Below are 20,444 nucleotides of genomic sequence, written 5' to 3' on the forward strand. Positions count from 1 at the left end.
TAATCTCGCTCTTAAAACTTACTTGTAAAAAGAATTGCTGGTTCTAAATGTATTTCTATATTCTGTTCAATTTTCAAAGACCATTTTATTCCGCCGCCCTCAAGCGACTATTAAATCATATCACTAATTTCATGTTATGTCAACAACTTTTTAAAAATCTTTTTTCGAAGTTTTTTGGGTTGTTTCGATATGTCATCAGCGACGAGATTTATAATATCATACATACTAACATACATATAATTAATAATATTATTTTTCATGAAATTATTTTTATTTTTCTTTATTTTTCTATATATTTCTCTTTATTTCTATTAATGATACACTAGGATGAGATTACATGTATAACACCTTAAATATTAAGTTTTAAAGTAATAATTCCTTTTAATTTATATAAAAAAAGGCTAAATGAAATTTAAAAATTCATTTAGCCTTCTATAACTATTATTTATTAGTATTATTATTTATCCTTATTATCTATTTTTAATAATTCATCCAATGAATCACTATTAACTTCGGATTCAATAACATCTATTTCTAATTCTGATTGCACTTCTTCATCTAAATCTTCTGAACCATCATTACTAATTTTTGTTATTGCAACTACTTGTTCTTCTTCTAATGTTCTCATAAGCTTAACGCCCATAGTACTTCTTCCCGTAACAGATACATCTTCTATATTAATTCTTATAGCAACACCACTAGTGTTTATTAACATTAATTCATCTTCACCTCTACATACTGTGGCTCCAACTACTTTTCCTGTTTTATCTGTTATTTTATATGTCATAAGGCCTTTTCCACCTCTATTTTGAACCTTATATTCAGTTATAGGTGTTCTCTTACCAAACCCATTTTCACTAACTACTAATAAATCTTCCTCATCTACTGCTATATCCATGCATACCGCTACATCATCATCATTTAATGTTATAGCTTTAACCCCTGAAGCTGTTCTTCCCATTGGTCTAACATCTTTTTCATTAAACTTAATTGCTAAACCATTTTGAGTAACCATTATTATGTTAGCATCTCCTCTAGTCATTTTAACTTTAAGAAGTTCATCTCCTTCTCTTAAGTTAATAGCTATAAGTCCACTCTTTCTTAAATTCTTAAATTCTGAAAGACTTGTTTTCTTAACTATACCATTTTTAGTTCCCATAAACAGATATCCATCTTCATAAACATCATTTACAGTAAGTACAGTTTCTATTCTTTCATCTGACTCTATTTGAATAAGATTTATTAAATTTGTTCCTTTTGCAGCTCTACCAGCCTCTGGTATTTGATATCCCCTTAACTTATATACTCTTCCTCTATTTGTAAAGAATAATATGTCAGCATGTGTTGAAGTAACCATTACATGTTCTACAAAATCATCTTCTTTAGTAGACATTGCCTGGATTCCCTTTCCACCTCTTTTTTGTGCTGAATAGACGTCAGAAGTAATTCTCTTAATATATCCTGAGTGAGTTAATGTTATTACTATTTCTCTCTCTTGAATTAAATCTTCTACATCTATTTCATTAACATTTGCTTCTATTTCTGTTCTTCTTTCATCACTATATTTATTCTTTATTTCTAATAACTCATTTTTTATTACTGAAAGAAGTTTTTCTTCACTTTCTAAAATTGATTTTAAGTATTCTATTTCTTTCATAAGTGCATTATACTCATCTTCAATTTTGTCTCTTTCAAGACCAGTAAGTCTTCTTAATCTCATTTCCAATATAGCTTGACTTTGCTTCTCTGAAAGATTAAATCTTTCCATAAGTGTATTTTTAGCTATTTCTGATGTCTTAGAATTTCTTATTATACTTATAACTTCATCAATGTGATCTAAAGCTATTCTCAATCCTTCTAAAATATGTGCTCTAGCTTCTGCTTTATTTAATTCAAATAAAGTTCTTCTAGTTATAACTTCTTTTTGGAATTCTATATAATGTTTAAGTATTTGCTTTAAATTTAGTATTTGTGGTTGATTATCAACTAATGCAAGCATTGTTACCCCAAATGTATCTTGCATTTTTGTATGCTTATAAAGAAGATTTAAAACTACATTAGGATTTGCATCCCTCTTTAATTCTATAACAATTCTCATACCTTCTCTATCTGATTCATCTCTTAAATCTGATATTCCATTTATTCTCTTGTCTTTTACTAATTCTGCTATATTCTCTATAAGCTTAGCTTTATTTACTTGATACGGTATCTCTGTAACAATTATTTTATTTCTATTGTTCTCTTCTTCAATTTCAGCCTTAGCTCTAACTATTACTTTACCCTTACCTGTTTCATAAGCTGATCTTATTCCTGATTTACCCATTATAGTAGCACCAGTTGGAAAATCTGGACCTTTTATAACAGTCATTAAATCAAGTACAGATAATTCTGGGTTATCTATAAGCATTATAGTACCATCTATAACTTCTCCTAAATTATGAGGAGGTATATTAGTTGCCATACCAACAGCTATACCTGATGATCCATTAATTAAAAGATTTGGAAATCTTGAAGGTAATACTGATGGCTCTTTCTCTTCCCCATCAAAATTTGGAATAAAATCTACTGTATCTTTACTTATATCTCTAATCATCTGAGATGCTATTTTATTCATCTTTGCTTCTGTATATCTCATCGCAGCTGCACTATCTCCGTCTACAGAACCAAAGTTACCATGACCATCAACTAGCATATATCTCATTGAGAAATCTTGAGCCATTCTAACTAAAGCATCATAAACTGATGAATCACCATGTGGATGATACTTACCCAAAACTTCCCCTACTATTCTTGCACATTTTCTATAACCCTTTTCTGGGGCTAATCCTAATTCATGCATTGAAAATAATATTCTTCTATGAACTGGTTTTAACCCGTCTCTAACATCTGGAAGTGCACGACCAACTATAACACTCATAGCATAGTCTATATAACACTTTTTCATTTCGTTTTTTATATCTACGGGTATAACTCTTCCCTCATTAAAACTCATGTACTTCACCTCGTATTTAGTACTAAATATCTAAATTACTTACTTGTTTAGCATTTTCTTGAATGAATTCTCTTCTTGGTTCAACTTTTTCGCCCATAAGTATTGTAAATATTTCATCAGCAGCCATAGCATCTTCTACAGTTGCCTTTAATAATATTCTTTGTTCTGGATCCATTGTTGTTTCCCAAAGTTGGCTTGCATTCATTTCTCCAAGACCTTTATATCTTTGAATATTTGTTGAATTATCTTTTCCACCAATTTCTTCTAAGATATTATCAAGTTCTTTATCTGAATAGGCATAATAATCCTTCTTAGATTTTGATACTTTATATAATGGTGGTTGTGCAATATATACATGACCTCCATCTATTAATTCCCTCATATATCTATAGAAGAATGTTAATAATAATGTTCTTATGTGAGCTCCGTCAACATCGGCATCTGTCATTATTATTATTCTATTATATCTTATTTTTGATATATCGAAATCTTTTCCTATTCCAGCTCCAAATGCAGTTACCATTGATCTTATAGTATCTGAATTTAGAATTTTATCTAACCTTTGCTTCTCAACATTCATTATTTTACCTCTTAATGGTAAAATAGCTTGGAATTTTCTATCCCTTCCTTGTTTTGCTGAACCACCGGCTGAATCACCTTCGACTATATATATTTCACATTCCATTGGATCTTTTGATGAGCAATCAGCAAGCTTACCTGGAAGTGCTGATCTTTCAAGAACTGATTTTCTTGTAAGTTCTCTAGCCTTTCTCGCTGCATCTCTTGCCCTTGCAGCCATTAAAGCTTTATCTATTATAATTTTAGATATATTAGGATTTTCTTCTAAGAATGTTCCAACCCCTTCACCAACTATTGAATCTACAATTCCTCTAACCTCGCTATTTCCTAGCTTAGTTTTTGTTTGTCCTTCAAATTGTGGTTCTCCAATTTTTACTGATATTACTGCTGTTAAACCTTCTCTTATATCATCACCTGAAAGGTTTTTATCATTTTCTTTTAAATGACCGAATCTTTTAGCGTAATCATTAAACACTCTAGTTAAAGCAGTTTTAAACCCAACTAAGTGAGTACCACCTTCTATTGTGTCTATATTATTAGCAAATGTGAATATATTCTCGTTATATCCATCGTTATATTGAAGAGAAACTTCGACCATAACATCATCTTTTAGACCTTCAACATATATAGGTTCTTCATGAAGAACTTGCTTATTTCTATTTAAATATTCAACGAATGATTTTATACCGCCTTCATAATGATAATTTTGTTCTTTATCATATCTTTTATCTATTAACGTTATATTTATTCCTTTATTTAAAAATGCAAGTTCTCTTAATCTTTGTGCAAGAATTTCAAAATCATATGTTAAATCGTCAAATATTTCAGAGTCAGGTTTAAAATATACTGTTGTTCCAGTGTCTTCACTTGTTCCAACTATATCAAGATCACTAACAACAGCACCTCTTTCATAAGATTGTTTCCACATCTTACCTTCTCTTCTTACTGTTACTGAACATTCTTCTGAAAGTGCATTAACTACTGATGCCCCAACTCCGTGAAGTCCACCAGATACTTTGTATCCACCTCCACCAAATTTACCACCAGCATGAAGTACTGTCATTATAACTTCAACAGTTGGTTTACCCATCTTTGGATGCATACCAACTGGCATACCTCTACCATCATCTTCAACTGTTATTGAATTATCTTCATTTATAATAACTTTTATATTTTTACAATATCCTGCTAAAGCTTCATCTATACTATTATCTACTATTTCATAAACTAAATGATGAAGTCCTCTTGAACTAGTGCTACCTATGTACATACCAGGTCTTTTTCTTACTGCTTCTAATCCTTCAAGAACCTGTATTTGATTTTCATCATAACTTTGTTTTTTTTGTTCCAACATAGATTCCTCCTAAAATTTTATTTTGAATCCTATAGGCGAAGGCATCTTTGATCTATGGATTATAATCTAAATCTGTTCTTTTAGTTAGTGTTGATGAAGAAATAGGGGATAAGTATATTTTACTTTTCTTATCAACCTCTGCTATAACAAATGATTTTGGCTTATCTTTTGTTATTCTTTCCACAAATCCATCTTCTTCTGCCATTCTTAAAAATTGAATTGTATCAGAACTATACATTGTTGTTTGTAAATCAAAAATTCCAATAACATCTTTTATAGGCACTACAACATTCTCACCTAAGTGTAAAAACATTCAGAATTCCTCCTTCTATTTTGAGACTATTCCCTCTTTAACTTTAAATAGCTTTGAATCACCATTTAAGTAATTATTCAAATCTTCTATTCCAGTACATGTTATTATTGTTTGTATATCTTTAATAGAACTTAGAACATACCTTTTTCTATTGAAATCTAACTCTGATAACACATCATCTAATAAAAGTACTGGATATTCACCAGTTTTCTCTTTTATAATCCTCAAGGATGCAAACTTCATAGTAAGAACTGCCGTTCTCTGTTGACCTTGGGATCCAAAGCTTTTTGTATCAACATTGTTTATATAAACAGAAAAATCATCTCTATGAGGCCCATTGCCAGTTATCCCCTTATCCATATCTCTTTTTCTATTCTTTTTTAATGTTTCATAAAAATCATTTTGAATATTATCTAAATTTTTTATTGTAGAATTATATTTAAATTCAACATCTTCTTTTCCTGATGTAATATCCTTATGTATCTCTTTGGAATATTCGTTTAAAGACTTTAAATAAGATAATCTCTGCTCAATTATATAAGCTCCAAAATTTGATAACTGAAGATCATATATATCTAACATCTCTAAATCAAGATTTCTATTTTTTAGAATTATATTTCTTTCGTTCATTACTTTATTGTATTGAACTAAATTATAATAATACTTAGAGTCTAATTGACATAATTCCATATCTATAAATTTTCTTCTTATTCCTGGAGAATCTTTTATAATTTTTAGGTCTTCCGGAGAAAACATAACAACATTAAAATTACCAAATAATTCTCCTATTTTATTTATTTTTACAGAATTTACCTTTATGATTTTTTTGCCGTCTTTTAGGATGTTAATATCTATTTTTTTATCTAATCGATTTTTGCCAACACTTACACTTAGAAATGCAACTTCACTATTCCAATTTATAAGGTCCTTATCACGTGAAGTCCTATGTGATTTAGCAAAACCACAATAATATATAGCTTCTAATATGTTCGTCTTACCTTGTGCATTATCGCCCATAAAAACATTAACGTGTCTTCCTAAATCTATTTCTAAATTTTCATAATTTCTATAATTTATTAATTTAAGCTTTTTTACATACATTTATAAACACCCATATTAATTATATCATATTAAAATAATAAAAGCTTATGTTTATGAGAATGTAACTAATATAGTCCTCTAAATAAAGCTATATTACCTTATAACTTTCCCCATCAAACTCAACTATATCGTTAATTCTTATTTTTTTTCCTCTTTGGGTACAAACTTCACCATTTACCTTAACCATTTCATCCATTATATATACTTTAGCTTCTGATCCTAATGATGCAATACCAGCCCATTTTAAAAAAGCATCTAATTTTATGAATTCTGTATTTATTTTAATTTCTTGCATTTTTATTCATAACCAATGTATATAATTTGAATATTTATGCATTGGTTTTCCTCCTTTTTTATCTTATTAATCTAACAGGTAATACTAGATATTTATAATTATCAGCATCTTTTGCTTTTATAATACAAGGACTTACACTTGAAGTCATTTCCATTACAACTTCTTCATCTTCAAAATTCTTTAAAACATCAATTAAATATCTTGAGTTAAATGCAATTTGAATTTTTTCTCCTTGCAGATTTATGAAAACTTCTTCTCTTACTTTTCCCAATTGAGAATTTGAAGTTATAACTAATGCATCATCTTGAACATCTAATTTAATAAGATTATTATTTCCATCTTTAGCCATTAAAGATGCTCTTTCTATTCCATTTTGAAGATCTTGTTTTTTAACAGTAACTAACAACTTATGTTCTTCAGGAAGTAATGACTTATAATTAACAAATTTTCCTTCTAAAAGTCTTGAAATTATTCTTGTTTTGTTTAAATTAAATAAAATATGATTATTTGTAAATGTTATTTGTACTAAATCATTAACATCTTCTAATATTTTTGATACTTCATTTAAAGTTTTGCCAGGAATTACAATTTCTATATCAAAATCACTATCTAAATATTCACTTCTTATAGCTAATCTATATCCATCTAAAGCAACTAGATTTAATGTTCTCTCTTTAACTTCGAACAATATTCCTTGAAGTATTGGTCTAGTTTCATCTTGAGCAGTTGCAAATGATGTACATTTAATCATATTTTTTAATATATTTTGTGGAACTTCAATTTGCATATTTTCATTTAGCTTTGGTAGTTCTGGAAATTCATCTGAATTCATATAAACTACATTGAATACTGATTTTTCACATGTTATTTGAACAGTATCATTTTCCATAGTTTCTATTTTTATATCTGAATTTGGTAATTTACGTATTATTTCACCAAATATTTTTGCATCTATTACAATACTACCTTCACTTATTACATCTGCTTCAACTTTAGTTTCTATACTAACATCCATATCTGAACCAATTAATGTTAATCCTTCTTTAGTAGCATTTATGTATATACCTTCTAATACAGACATAGTTGATTTTCCTGTAATAGCTTTTTGTACTATTGATATTCCTTCTTGTAACTTTTGTTTTTCACATATAAAGATCATTAAATATCCTCCTTATTTATACACAGGTAAGTTTAGTTTATTTTAGTTAGATAAATATAATTTATATAGTAATAATAGTAGTAGGGCATGTGGATATGTTGATAAGTATTCTAAAGCCAGTAAAATCAACAACATTATATAAAAAAATATTGTGGATAAGTCAGTAACTTTTTATACATCTTATCCACAGTTATCAACAATTTATTTTATTTAAATAGTTATCCACATGTTATTATAAAGTTATTATAAACAATTGTTGATAAGAATATAAAAATTAACCTTGTGTTAGTTTTTTTGTAATATCATCAATTGTATGTTGTAAACTTTCATCTCTATTTAAGTTATCAGATATTTTTTCATAAGCATGAATAACGGTAGTATGATCTCTACCACCAAATTCTTCACCTATTTTAGGCAAAGACATATCTGTTAGTTTTCTACTTAAATACATTGCAATTTGTCTTGGGTAAGAGACATTACGAGTTCTTCTTTGAGACTTTAAATCTTCAACTCTTAAATTGAAATAGTTAGCTACTACATCTTGAATTATTTCTATAGTAATGTGTTTACTTTGTTTTTTAGAAATAATATCTTTAAGAGCTTCAGATGCTAAATCTACTGTTATTTCTCTATTTGTTAAAGATGAGTATGCTACAATTCTAATTAAAGCACCTTCTAATTCTCTAATATTTGATTTTATTTTTGTAGCTATATATACCATTACTTCATTTGCTACATTTAATTTTTCTACATCAGCTTTTTTCTTTAATATTGCCATTCTAGTTTCAAAATCAGGAACTTGAATATCAGCGATAAGTCCCCATTCAAATCTAGAACGTAATCTATCCTCTAATGTAGGAATTTCTTTTGGTGGTCTATCTGATGATAAGATTATTTGTTTGTTTGCATCATGTAATGCATTAAATGTATGGAAAAATTCTTCTTGAGTTCGTTCTTTTCCAGCTATAAATTGAATATCATCAATTAAAAGTACATCTACATTTCTATATTTATTTCTAAAGTCTTCATTTTTATCGTCCTTAATAGCATTTATTAATTCGTTAGTAAACTTTTCTGATGAAACATAAACAACTTTTGCATTTTTATTATTTTGTAAAACATAATGACCAATAGCATGCATTAAGTGAGTTTTTCCAAGTCCAACGCCTCCATATATAAATAATGGATTATATGCTTTGGCTGGAGATTCAGCAACTGCAAGTGAAGCTGCATGAGCAAATCTATTACTATTACCTATTACGAAAGAATCAAAAGTATATTTAGGGTTAAGGTTTGTATTCATCTCATCATTTACTATTATTTTTTTATCATTATTTAAGCTTCTTTTTTGTTTTTTATTTTCTTCTTCATTACCCTGAACTTCAGAAGCTATTAAAAATTGAATTGTATAAAGTTTAGAACAAATTGCTTTTATTGAATTGGCTACTAAATCCTTATATCTTTTTTCAAGTATTTCTTGAGTGAATGCATTAGGAACACTAATTTTAATAGTATCAGAAGACATAGAAATAGGTTCGCAGCTTTTAATCCATGTATTAAAGCTAACTTCGCTTAATTCGCTTTTTATGATATTCAATGTTTTTTCCCACAATTCTTTCAGCTCTGCATCCATTTCCGATCCTCCATAAAAATTTTTATTTTATTTTTTTATAAATACAATACAATAATAACAACATATCAACAATTTATTAACAAAATAAGATTTATAAAAATATATGTATATAAAGATATTCACATGTTGATAATTATGTTGATTTAAATATAAAAATTAAAGTTATTAACATATGTAAGTTATTAAATATTTAACAGTTTAATTTAACTCAAAATCGCATAAAATAATAAAAAAAGTAGATTAATTTAAAAATTTTGAGAAAAAAAGAACAAGTTATCAACAGATATATCCACAGTTGTGGATAAGTTCCATTTAATAACAAGTTATTCACAATATATTAATTATGATACCATAAGTAAATAGGGGGATTCAATAAGTTATCCACAATTTTTAAAATATACTATCCTTAATTATCAACAATTAGCTATATTCTTGACATAATAAATGGATATATATATAATGATAAGGTAAATCTAAAATATGATAAGTATAGTTATTTTGCTATATAAATTTTTTATTGAAGGGAGTGTAGTGTAATGTTCATGACATACCAACCTAAAAAAAGACAAAGAAAAAAAGAACATGGCTTCAGAAAGAGAATGAAAACTGCATCAGGTAGAAACATTCTAAGAAAAAGAAGACAAAAAGGTAGAAAAAAATTAACAGCATAAGGGCCGCATTTTAGTGGCCTTTTTTCTACAATGTAGGAAAAAAAGGAGTATTAAATACCCATGATATACAGATTAAAAAAGAATAATGAATTTAGAATAGTATATAGAAGAGGTAAATCTATAGCTAATAATCTTTTGGTATTATATACTTATAATAATAGAAGAAACAGAAATATAGATGGAAGTCTTTATAATAAAATCGGAGTGTCTGTTAGTAAAAAAGTTGGAAATAGCGTAGTTAGAAGTAGGAGCAAAAGATTAATAGTTGAATCTTATAGATTAAATGAAGCTTCTATAAAAAAGGGGTTTGATTTTATATTTATTGCAAGAACAAATATGAAAGATAAAAGCTTTCATGAAGTTGAAAGAGCTATGAAAAATTTATTTAAGAAAGCAGGCCTATATAATGAAGAAGATAATTCTAATTCTGATTAGGTTTTATAGGAGAAATGTATCACCTTTAAAAAATTCATGTTGTAGGTATACTCCTACATGTTCACAATATGCTATAGATGCAATCCAAAAGTATGGGACTTTGAAAGGTAGTTTTATGGCTATTTGGAGAATTTTAAGGTGTAATCCTTTAAGTAAAGGTGGATATGACCCTGTTAAATAGAGTATGGGAGGAAAAAATTTATGATGACTTTGTTTCAACCGATAATTAAGTTTTTTACTATCATCTTTGATAAGTTGCATCAATTAATTATAAATGTTGGTATAACGGATCCAGGATGGGCTTATGTTTTAGCGGTTATATTATTAACGGTAATAATAAAAACACTTGTTTTACCATTTAGTATAAAATCAGTTAAATCAACAAGAAAGATGCAGGAGTTTCAACCTGTAATTAAGAAAATCCAAGAAAAGTATAAAAATGACCCTCAAAAGGCTAATATGGAAATGATGAAGGTATATAAAGAAAATAATATTAGTATGACTGGTGGATGTTTACCTATGTTGATTCCACTTCCTATATTAATGGCTCTTTATTACACATTTATGTATGGAGTACAAGGGATAAATGGAGTATCTTTCCTTTGGTTACCAGACCTTGCAGGAAAAGATCCTTATTATATATTACCAATACTTGCGGCACTTAGTACATTTATACCATCATATTTAATGACAAAAGCAAACCCAGCTGCAGAGTCATCAGGTATGAACATGATGCCAATGAATATTGGTATGGCGTTAATGATGGGATTTATGTCACTTAATTTCCCTGCAATTCTTGTTATATACTGGGTTATAGGTGGAATATATCAATTAGTTCAAACTTATTTCTTAAATGTTAAACCAGTTATGGAAACAAAGAAGAAACAAGAAGCTGAAGAGGCATTAAGAGTAGAAAATAAAACTAAGTTTGCTATGCCTAAAGAATATGATAAGAAAAAGAAAAAGAAGTAATATTCTTTAATATTATTTAGTATCGTATGAGAGTTGGTGAATAGGGTATATGAAATTTGTTGAAGTTGATGGAAGAAATGTTGAAGAAGCAATAAATTCTGCTTTAAAACAATTAAATGTTACTGAAGACAAAGTTACTATAGAAGTAATAGAGGAAGGTTCTAAAGGTTTTTTAAACCTTATAGGGGTAAAGCCTGCTAAGGTTAAAGTAACATTAAAAAGGGATTATATAGAAGAAGCTAGAAACTTTGTTAGAAGTGTGTTAGATTCAATGGGAGTTTTAGCTGAGATAAGAATAAGTGAAGAAAATGATACTGTAAAAGTTGATCTTACTGGTCCTAAGATGGGAATAATAATTGGATATAGGGGGGAAACGTTAGATTCTCTTCAGTATTTAATATCTTTAGTGATTAACAAAGGTCATGATTTTCCTTATAAAAAGGTTATACTTGATACTGAAAATTACAGAGCTAAAAGGGAAGAAACCTTAAAAAGAGTTGCTTTAAAATCAGCTAACAAAGTTAAGAAAAGTAAAAGGATTTTAAAATTAGAACCAATGAATCCTTATGAAAGAAGAATAATACATGCTGCATTACAAGGTGATGATAGAATTTCTACACATAGTGAAGGTGAAGAACCTTTTAGAAGAGTTGTAATAGCATTAAATAATGAAAAATAGTGCCAATTTTATTGGCACTATTTTTATTAAAAGTATTATATAAATAATTAAATATGGATTATTATAAAACATATAAGGCTATATTATATAAAAAAAGATATATAAATTTGCAAATTTATATGTCTTTTTTTATATATTAATAATCCAAAAGATACAATATATAGCTTTGACTTATTAATTAGATTTCTGTAAAATTGATATTAGTCTTAATTCGGTTATATTAAACAAAAGAACGCTCTTTTAAGGAGGATTATATAATGAAAGAATTTGATACTATATGTGGAATAGCAACTGCACAAGGTGAGGGTGGAATTGCTATAATAAGAGTTTCAGGAAGTAAGTCATTAGACATTGTTGGAAAAATATTTCAAGGTAAAAATAAATTTGATATAAATACTATGAAAACTTACACTATGAAGTATGGTAATATTATTGATATTTCAAGTGGTGAAGTTATAGATGAAGTTATAATAAGCTATATGAAAGGTCCTAGAAGCTTCACAGCTGAAGATGTTGTTGAGATAAATTGTCATGGTGGTGTTGTCTCAACTAACAGGGTACTTGAGGAAGTAATAAAGAGTGGAGCTAGAATTGCAGAACCGGGTGAATTTACAAAGAGAGCATTTTTAAATGGAAGAATAGATTTAAGTCAGGCTGAAGCTGTTATGGATATAATAACTGCTAAAACAGATTTAGCTATGAAGTCAGCTGTTATGCAAAGTGAAGGATTACTTTCTAAGGAAATAAATAGGCTTAGAAAATATCTTTTAGATGTTCTTGCACTTATTGAGTATGATGTAGATTTTACAGAAGATGATGAAGAACCAGATGAAACTGTTCCAATAAGAGTTTCAGAGAGCTTAGAAATTGCTATATTAGAGATGAAGAAATTAATAAATGGAGCTAATGAAGGTAAGATTATAAGAGAAGGTCTTAAAGTAACAATAATAGGTAAGCCTAATGTTGGTAAATCATCACTTATGAATGCATTACTTCAAGAAAAGAGAGCTATAGTTACTGATATTCCAGGGACTACAAGAGATGTAATTGAAGAATATATAAATCTTGGTGGTATACCTGTAAAAATAACTGATACAGCAGGAATTAGGGAAACTGAAGACGTTGTTGAAAGAATCGGCGTTGAAAGATCAAAAGAGAAGCTAGAAGAAGCAGATTTAGTAATATTAATGCTTGATACTTCAAGACCATTAGAAGAAGAAGATAGAGAGATTATAGAGTCAATAAAAAATAAGAAGGTAATAGTTTTATTAAATAAGGTTGATTTAGAGCGTAAGATAGATTTAGATGAATTAAAACATTTAGATAATTTCATTGAAATATCAGCTATGACAGGCTTTGGATTAGAGGATTTAAAAAATAAGATAAAGGATTTATTCTTTAATGGAGAAGTTGATAATGAGAGTTTAATAATAACTAATAGTAGACATAAACAAGCGTTATATAGAGCTTTAGAAAATTGTGAAAATGCACAGAATAGATTAAAAATTAATGAGTTTTTAGATCTTATTTCAATATATGTAACATCAGGATTGAGAGCATTAGGAGAAATTACAGGATCAGAGCTTGAGGAAGATTTAGTTAATAAGATATTTAGTGAATTCTGTGTAGGTAAATAGGAGGAAAAATATGAGATACAATGCTGAAGATTATGATGTTGTAGTTGTAGGGGCTGGTCACGCAGGTTGTGAAGCAGCTCTTGCATCTGCAAGAATGGGATTAAAGACATTAATATGCACAATTAACTTAGAAGCAATTGGAATGATGCCTTGTAATCCTAATATAGGAGGAACTGCTAAGGGACATTTAGTTAGAGAAGTTGATGCATTAGGTGGAGAAATGGGAGTTAATATTGATAACACCTATATACAATCAAGAATGCTTAATACATCAAAAGGTCCTGCTGTTCATTCATTAAGAGCACAAGCAGATAAAATGAAATATCAACAAAGAATGAAAAGAGTCTTAGAAAGTCAGGAAAATCTTTATGTAAGACAAGTAGAAATAGTTGATTTAATTGTTGAAAATGGAAAAATTAAAGGGGCTGTTTCTAAAAATGGAGCAATATTTGGATGTAAGGCAGTTATATTAGCTACAGGAACATATTTAAAGGCTAAAATAATAATTGGTGAAGTAAGTTATAACAGTGGACCAAATGGATTATTACCAGCAAATGATTTATCTCAAACATTATTAGATTTAGGAATAGAACTTAGAAGATTCAAAACTGGTACTCCACCAAGAGTAAATAGAAGATCAGTAGATTTTTCAAAGATGATAGAACAAAAAGGTGATGAAAAAATAGTTCCGTTTTCATTTATGAGTGAAAACATAGATAGAGAGCAAGTTTCATGTTATTTAACTTATACAAATGAAGATACACATAAGGTTATAAATAATAATATAGGAAGATCTCCTATATATAATGGATCAATAAAAGGAATAGGACCAAGATATTGCCCATCAGTAGAGGATAAGGTAATGAGATTTCCAGATAAGGGAAGACATCAAATTTTTGTAGAGCCAGAAGGTGATGATACAGATGAATTATATATCGGAGGATTTTCATCATCACTTCCAGAGGATGTACAAATTAAAATGTTAAGAACAATAGAAGGTTTAGAAAATGCAGAGGTAATGAGATCAGCATATGCTATTGAATATGACTCAATAAATCCAATGCAATTAAAGCCAACACTTGAATTTAAAAATATAGAAGGTCTTTATGGAGCTGGACAATTAAATGGTAGTTCAGGATATGAAGAAGCAGCTGCACAAGGTATAGTTGCTGGTATTAATGCTGCATTAAAGATAAAGGGCGAAAATCCAATGATATTAACTCGTTCAGATGCATATATAGGTGTATTAGTAGATGATTTAGTTACAAAAGGTACTAATGAACCTTACAGAATGATGACATCAAGAGCTGAATATAGATTACTTTTAAGACAAGATAATGCAGATTTTAGATTAACTGAAATTGGACATAATGTAGGTCTTGTAACAGAAGAAAGATATAATAAATTTTTAGAAAGAAAAAATAATATAGAGTCAGAGCTTAAAAGATTAAGAAATCTTCAAATAACTAATAAGGTAGAAAATAATAATATATTAGTTAAATTAGGAAGTACAGAGCTTAAAAAACCTATAAGTTTTTATGAACTTATAAAGAGACCAGAGCTTGATTATTTTATGGCAGTAGAGTTAGACCCTGAAAGACTAGAATATCCAGATAATGTTGGTGAACAAATAAATATTATGGCAAAATATGAAGGTTATATAACAAATCAATTAGAACAGGTAGAACAATTTAAGAAATTTGAAAAGAAATTATTACCTAAAGACATAGATTATATGGATGTAAAGGGATTAAGAACAGAGGCTATACAAAAATTAAATGATATAAAACCTATGAGTATAGGTCAAGCATCAAGAATATCAGGAGTATCACCAGCAGATATATCTGTGTTGCTAATATATTTAGAATATCATTATGGTAAGAAAGAAAAGCAAGATATCTAGATTCATAAAGGAGGAAAATATGGATTTTTATAATATTATGAAAACGGCAGCTGATGAGGTTAATATACAATTTGATGAACAAATGTATGATAGATTTATTAAATATATGAGATTAGTACAAGAGTGGAATCAAAAAATAAACCTTACTGCAATAACAGAAGATGAAGAATTTATAAAAAAACATTTTATAGATTGTATCAAAGCATTTAAGAGTGATGAACTTAAAAATGCTAAGACTATAATAGATGTTGGAACAGGAGCAGGTTTTCCTGGAATGCCAATAGCTATATTGAGAGAAGATATAGAAGTTACTTTATTAGATTCATTAAACAAAAGAATAAATTTCTTAAATTTAGTTATTAAAGAGTTAGGGTTAAAAAATGTAATAACTATTCATTCAAGAGCGGAAGATGGAGCGAGAAAAAAAGAATTAAGAGAAAAATTTGATGTTGCTACATCAAGAGCTGTTGCTAATATGGCTGTATTATCAGAATTTTGCTTACCTTATGTAAAAGTATCCGGATATTTTGTAGCTTTAAAAGGTCCTGCTATAGAAGAAGAATTAGCTAATAGTGAAAAAGCATTAGATACATTAGGTGGAAAACTTTTAAGAGTTGATGAAACTATTATTGAAGGAACAGATTTAAATCATAATATAGTAGTTGTTGAAAAGATAAAACAATGTCCAAAAACATACCCTAGAAAAGCGGGAACTGTAGCTAAAAAACCAATAAAATAGATTATTATAATAAATATATATTATAAAAAAGCTTAATACAAAATAAAATCATAAAAAGAGGAAATAAATGTAATATAGCGAATTTAATATATATTTGAATATTACTGTAATTTTATAAGGGATGGGTAGAGCCAATATGAATAATGAGATATTAAAGATTGATATTAAGGATATAATTCCCAATACATATCAACCAAGAAAATACTTTGATGAAAATGCTTTAAATGAATTATCACAATCTATAAAGACACATGGAATAATTCAGCCAATAACTGTTAGAAAAAGGGGTGAATTCTATGAGTTAGTGGCAGGAGAGAGAAGATGGAGAGCGGCACAGCTTGCTGAGCTTAAAGAAGTTCCTTGTAATGTAATAGATATTAATGATATGGAATCAGCAGAAATAGCACTTCTTGAAAATTTACAAAGAGAAGATTTAAATTTTATAGAAGAAGCAGAGGCTTATTACAATTTAATTAATGACCATAAATTTACTCAGGAGCAATTAGCTAGACGTATGGGTAAAAAGCAGTCTACTATAGCTAATAAGTTAAGAATATTAAAGCTTAGTAATAAGGTTAGAGAATTATGTGTTATTAATAATTTAACAGAAAGACATGCAAGAGCATTACTTTCTGTTCAAGATGAGAAGCTTCAATTAAGTATATTAAAAAAAGTTATAAAGGGAAGTTTAAATGTAAGACAAACTGAAGAACTTATAAATAAGGAGCTTTTAAAAATTGCAGGAAAAGAATTGAGTGGAAAATCTAAGAAAAAAATTAAAGCTATATTTCCAGCAAAATTATATGTAAATACTATAAAACAAGTATTTGATAAATTTAGTATACCTGCTAAATATAATGTTAATGATTCTGAAGAATATATAGAAATAAATGTAAGAATTCCAAAGCAAAAGAAGTAAATAACTGTAAAATAAATCGCTAAGGTTTTAAAAACTTTAGCGATTTATTTATTTTTAAATTTACATTTATTAGCAAAATAAATAAAAGCTGAAGAATGTATTAAGATACTAGTTTTATCTTTTAATATGATATAAAAAAATATATAATATATTATGAAGAGAGAGGGGGTGCAAGGCTCTAAGATTGATTAGGGCTAACTGCGAATGAAGACAATTTGCATATTTAATCAAAAAGGTGGTGTTGGAAAGACAACCACGAATATTAATTTAGCAGCATATCTTGCTATGTCCGGTTATAAGGTGTTAACAATTGATATAGATCCTCAAGGTAATACAACTAGCGGTTTAGGAATAGACAAAAGAGGGCTTGAGACATCAATGTATGATGTTATAACATCTGATGCAAGTTTGAAAGATGTTATTATACATAGTGATCTTATTTCAAACTTATATATAGCACCATCAACAATGGAACTTGCAGGGGCAGAGGTAGAAGTTATAGGAAAAGATGATAGAGAAAGAATACTTTTAAATAAAATAAATGAAGTTAGAGAAGAATTTGATTTTGTGTTTATTGATTGTCCACCATCACTAGGCGTATTAACAATAAATGCATTAACATGTTGTGATTCAGTTTTAATTCCAATTCAATGTGAGTTTTATGCATTAGAAGGAGTTGGACAACTTATAAATACAGTAAAACTTATAAATAAGTCATTAAACCCTAATTTAAAAATTGAGGGAGTAATTATGACTATGTATGATTACAGAACAAAATTAAGTAATGAAGTATTTAATGAGGTTAAGAATTTCTTTGGTGATGTAGTCTATGAAAATAAAATACCTAGAAATATTAGATTAGCAGAGTCACCAAGCTTTGGATTACCAATAATGCTTTATGATGAAAAATGTAAAGGTGCAGACGCTTATTCTGAATTAACAAAAGAGTTTTTAAAAAGACAGAATATGGTGAAGGGTGATAAATAGATGAGTAAGAAGTTTGGTTTAGGAAAAGGATTAGGAGCTTTGATTCCAGATGAGGTTGAATCTAAATCAAAAGAGAAAGAAAAAAAGAATTCCAGTACACTTATACCATTAAATAAAATAGTAAACAACGCAGATCAACCAAGAAAATTTTTTGATAGTGATAATATAGCAGAGTTAGCTGAATCTATAAAAAACCATGGAATAATTCAACCATTAATACTAAAGAAAGATGGAACTAAATATACTATAATAGCTGGAGAAAGAAGATGGAGAGCATCTAAAATTTTAGGCATTAAAGAGGTTCCAGCAATAGTAATGGATTTAAGCGAGAAAGAAATATTAGAAGTTTCATTAATAGAAAATATTCAGAGGCAAGATTTAAATCCAATTGAAGAGGCTTTAGCATATAGAAAGTTAATAGAAGATTTTAAATTAACTCAGCAAGAATTAAGTAAAAGAATTGGAAAATCTAGAGTTGCAATATCAAATACAATGAGGCTTATAAACCTAGATGAAAGAGTTCAACAGTATCTTATTGAAAGTGTTATTTCTGAAGGTCATGGAAGAGCACTATTATCTATAGAAAATAAGGATTTGCAATATGAAATTGCTCAAAGAATAATTGATGAGAATCTTTCAGTAAGAGATGTAGAAAAGTTAATTAAAGATTTATTTAAAAAGAAAAATGAAATTAAAAAGGAAATAGAACAAAATCCTTATATAAATGATATTCAAAATAGACTTCAAGATTATTTCGGAACGAAGGTAAATATAAATTCAAAAAATAAAAAAGGAAAAATAGAAATAGAATATTATTCAGATGATGATTTGAATAGAATTTTAGAATTATTAAATATGTAATGTTTCACGTGAAACATGTTTCACGTGAAACACTTTTAAAGGAAGGACGGAAGAAAAAGTGGAAAATTTAATAGCATCATTAGAAAACTATTTACCTTACATATTAATAGGAATGGGAATAATAATTTTATTACTTCTTATCTTAGTTATTGTGTTATGGAGATCAATGAGTAAGTTGGAAGGAAAATTTAGAAGATTAATGAGGGGAACTACTACTAAAAATTTAGAAGAACTTATAAATAATAAATTAGATAGTGTTGAAGAAGCAACTAATGCTGCAAATGCTGCTGCATCATCATGTGAAGCTTTAAAAGTTGAAATGCAAGGATGCGTACAAAAAGTTGGTATAATGAGATATAAAGCTTTTGAAGATGTTGGAAGTGACTTAAGTTTCTCAATAGCTATATTAGATGGATATAATGATGGTATAATATTAACTGGTTTGTATGGAAGACATGATAGTACAACATATGCTAAGCCAGTTGATAAAGGTATATCAAGATATGAGTTATCAGAAGAAGAAGCTCATGTATTAAAGGAAGCTATGAATAGTAAATAAAATAAAAATGTACTTTATGATTTAATCATAAAGTACATTTTTATTTATATTTTATTTGAAAAAAGAGAAGGTGAATTATACTCTATTAATTTATTTATAGAGTATAATATTCCCTTTGAGATGGCTTCAGCTAAGTTAAAAACTGTATTTAAACGTGTATTTTGAAGTACCATAAATTGAGACTTACTATTTATATTAACAACACCTATTATACTTAATTCACCAACTGGAGTTAAATCTTTTTCTAACGCTAATCCAGGTAAAAGTGGAGAATTATTTATTAATACTTTACCTACATTTTGAAATTCACCTAATGCAGCATCAATTCCAACTATAAATGGATCATTAAAATTAGTATATATTTTATTTAATGTATCCTGTAAGTTTTGACAATGAATTGGATAATTTAATGAACCATATACATATATATTTTTTGAGTTATCTCTTACATTTTTTAAATTATGACCAACTAAAGGACCAAGTGAATCACCAGTTGACCTATCAGACCCTATACATAAAAAAACTATAGGTCTATTTTTATCAAATTCTGATTTTAATTTATAGTAAAGATATTCTCCAATATCAATAAAAGAATTATTTATTGTGCTATCTACTGAAATTTTATTTAACATAAAAAGCCTCCTTTTTTGAAATTA

Annotated in this window: 20 protein-coding genes; 12 read left to right on the forward strand and 8 right to left on the reverse strand. The window is 28.1% G+C overall.

Going from position 1 to position 20,444, the window contains the following annotated elements:
• Nucleotides 1-457 precede the first annotated feature (457 nt).
• From gyrA to dnaA, 7 genes are all read right to left on the reverse strand, one after another.
• Nucleotides 458-2,992 carry a DNA gyrase subunit A gene (gyrA, locus tag AC4FQW_RS12600; protein ID WP_491149430.1) on the reverse strand — a complete coding sequence of 845 codons (2,535 nt, stop codon included), beginning with the start codon at nucleotides 2,990-2,992 and terminating at the stop codon, nucleotides 458-460.
• A gap of 22 nt (nucleotides 2,993-3,014) precedes the next feature.
• Complete coding sequence (gene gyrB / locus AC4FQW_RS12605) at nucleotides 3,015-4,925, reverse strand: DNA topoisomerase (ATP-hydrolyzing) subunit B (protein ID WP_303129388.1); 1,911 nt, start codon at nucleotides 4,923-4,925, stop codon at nucleotides 3,015-3,017.
• A 52-nt stretch (nucleotides 4,926-4,977) separates the two neighbouring features.
• Complete coding sequence (gene remB, locus AC4FQW_RS12610; protein WP_024614014.1) at nucleotides 4,978-5,238, reverse strand: extracellular matrix regulator RemB; 261 nt, start codon at nucleotides 5,236-5,238, stop codon at nucleotides 4,978-4,980.
• A 15-nt stretch (nucleotides 5,239-5,253) separates the two neighbouring features.
• Nucleotides 5,254-6,339 (reverse strand): DNA replication/repair protein RecF, encoded by a 1,086-nt coding sequence (gene recF / locus AC4FQW_RS12615; RefSeq protein WP_303129391.1) that lies wholly within the window; start codon nucleotides 6,337-6,339, stop codon nucleotides 5,254-5,256.
• Between the two features lie 88 nt (nucleotides 6,340-6,427).
• The gene (gene yaaA / locus AC4FQW_RS12620; protein WP_303129392.1) at nucleotides 6,428-6,634 is read right to left on the reverse strand and encodes a S4 domain-containing protein YaaA; all 207 of its coding nucleotides are present in this window, start codon (nucleotides 6,632-6,634) and stop codon (nucleotides 6,428-6,430) included.
• A gap of 58 nt (nucleotides 6,635-6,692) precedes the next feature.
• Entirely contained in the window at nucleotides 6,693-7,793 is a 1,101-nt protein-coding gene (gene dnaN, locus AC4FQW_RS12625) for a DNA polymerase III subunit beta (protein WP_491149433.1), read from the reverse strand.
• 274 nt (nucleotides 7,794-8,067) lie between these two features.
• A complete protein-coding gene (gene dnaA, locus AC4FQW_RS12630; RefSeq protein ID WP_303129395.1) occupies nucleotides 8,068-9,426 on the reverse strand; it encodes a chromosomal replication initiator protein DnaA in 1,359 nt (452 codons plus the stop codon).
• Between the two features lie 536 nt (nucleotides 9,427-9,962).
• Here dnaA and rpmH point away from each other — a divergent pair.
• The 12 genes from rpmH (at nucleotide 9,963) to AC4FQW_RS12690 (ending at nucleotide 19,788) form a co-directional block, all read left to right on the forward strand.
• Nucleotides 9,963-10,097 (forward strand): 50S ribosomal protein L34, encoded by a 135-nt coding sequence (gene rpmH, locus AC4FQW_RS12635; protein WP_024614019.1) that lies wholly within the window; start codon nucleotides 9,963-9,965, stop codon nucleotides 10,095-10,097.
• Between the two features lie 60 nt (nucleotides 10,098-10,157).
• A complete protein-coding gene (gene rnpA, locus AC4FQW_RS12640; protein WP_303129398.1) occupies nucleotides 10,158-10,532 on the forward strand; it encodes a ribonuclease P protein component in 375 nt (124 codons plus the stop codon).
• Nucleotides 10,504-10,713: a membrane protein insertion efficiency factor YidD gene (gene yidD, locus AC4FQW_RS12645; protein WP_303129400.1), complete on the forward strand. Its 210-nt coding sequence runs from the start codon at nucleotides 10,504-10,506 to the stop codon at nucleotides 10,711-10,713. The genes rnpA and yidD overlap by 29 nt, the downstream gene beginning before the upstream one ends.
• Before the next feature lie 20 nt (nucleotides 10,714-10,733).
• Nucleotides 10,734-11,504, forward strand: a complete 771-nt coding sequence (gene yidC / locus AC4FQW_RS12650) for a membrane protein insertase YidC (protein ID WP_491149435.1) — start codon at nucleotides 10,734-10,736, stop codon at nucleotides 11,502-11,504.
• 49 nt (nucleotides 11,505-11,553) lie between these two features.
• On the forward strand, nucleotides 11,554-12,183 hold the full coding sequence (gene jag / locus AC4FQW_RS12655; RefSeq protein ID WP_303129402.1) for an RNA-binding cell elongation regulator Jag/EloR: 630 nt from the start codon (nucleotides 11,554-11,556) through the stop codon (nucleotides 12,181-12,183).
• A gap of 257 nt (nucleotides 12,184-12,440) precedes the next feature.
• A complete protein-coding gene (mnmE, locus tag AC4FQW_RS12660; RefSeq protein WP_491149437.1) occupies nucleotides 12,441-13,820 on the forward strand; it encodes a tRNA uridine-5-carboxymethylaminomethyl(34) synthesis GTPase MnmE in 1,380 nt (459 codons plus the stop codon).
• A 10-nt stretch (nucleotides 13,821-13,830) separates the two neighbouring features.
• Complete coding sequence (gene mnmG, locus AC4FQW_RS12665) at nucleotides 13,831-15,723, forward strand: tRNA uridine-5-carboxymethylaminomethyl(34) synthesis enzyme MnmG (protein WP_491149438.1); 1,893 nt, start codon at nucleotides 13,831-13,833, stop codon at nucleotides 15,721-15,723.
• Nucleotides 15,724-15,742: 19 nt separating this feature from the next.
• Complete coding sequence (rsmG, locus tag AC4FQW_RS12670) at nucleotides 15,743-16,462, forward strand: 16S rRNA (guanine(527)-N(7))-methyltransferase RsmG (RefSeq protein WP_303129410.1); 720 nt, start codon at nucleotides 15,743-15,745, stop codon at nucleotides 16,460-16,462.
• 136 nt (nucleotides 16,463-16,598) lie between these two features.
• Nucleotides 16,599-17,381, forward strand: a complete 783-nt coding sequence (gene noc / locus AC4FQW_RS12675; protein ID WP_491149441.1) for a nucleoid occlusion protein — start codon at nucleotides 16,599-16,601, stop codon at nucleotides 17,379-17,381.
• A 204-nt stretch (nucleotides 17,382-17,585) separates the two neighbouring features.
• Nucleotides 17,586-18,368: a ParA family protein gene (locus tag AC4FQW_RS12680; RefSeq protein ID WP_303129412.1), complete on the forward strand. Its 783-nt coding sequence runs from the start codon at nucleotides 17,586-17,588 to the stop codon at nucleotides 18,366-18,368.
• On the forward strand, nucleotides 18,369-19,229 hold the full coding sequence (locus AC4FQW_RS12685; RefSeq protein ID WP_491149444.1) for a ParB/RepB/Spo0J family partition protein: 861 nt from the start codon (nucleotides 18,369-18,371) through the stop codon (nucleotides 19,227-19,229).
• Nucleotides 19,230-19,287: 58 nt separating this feature from the next.
• A complete protein-coding gene (locus tag AC4FQW_RS12690; RefSeq protein ID WP_303129414.1) occupies nucleotides 19,288-19,788 on the forward strand; it encodes a DUF4446 family protein in 501 nt (166 codons plus the stop codon).
• A gap of 44 nt (nucleotides 19,789-19,832) precedes the next feature.
• Here AC4FQW_RS12690 and yyaC read toward each other — a convergent pair whose 3' ends face one another.
• Nucleotides 19,833-20,420, reverse strand: coding sequence for a spore protease YyaC (gene yyaC / locus AC4FQW_RS12695; protein ID WP_491149446.1), 588 nt, complete (start codon nucleotides 20,418-20,420; stop codon nucleotides 19,833-19,835).
• Nucleotides 20,421-20,444 lie beyond the last annotated feature (24 nt).

It is taken from the genome of Clostridium sp. TJA085, from assembly GCF_058310235.1.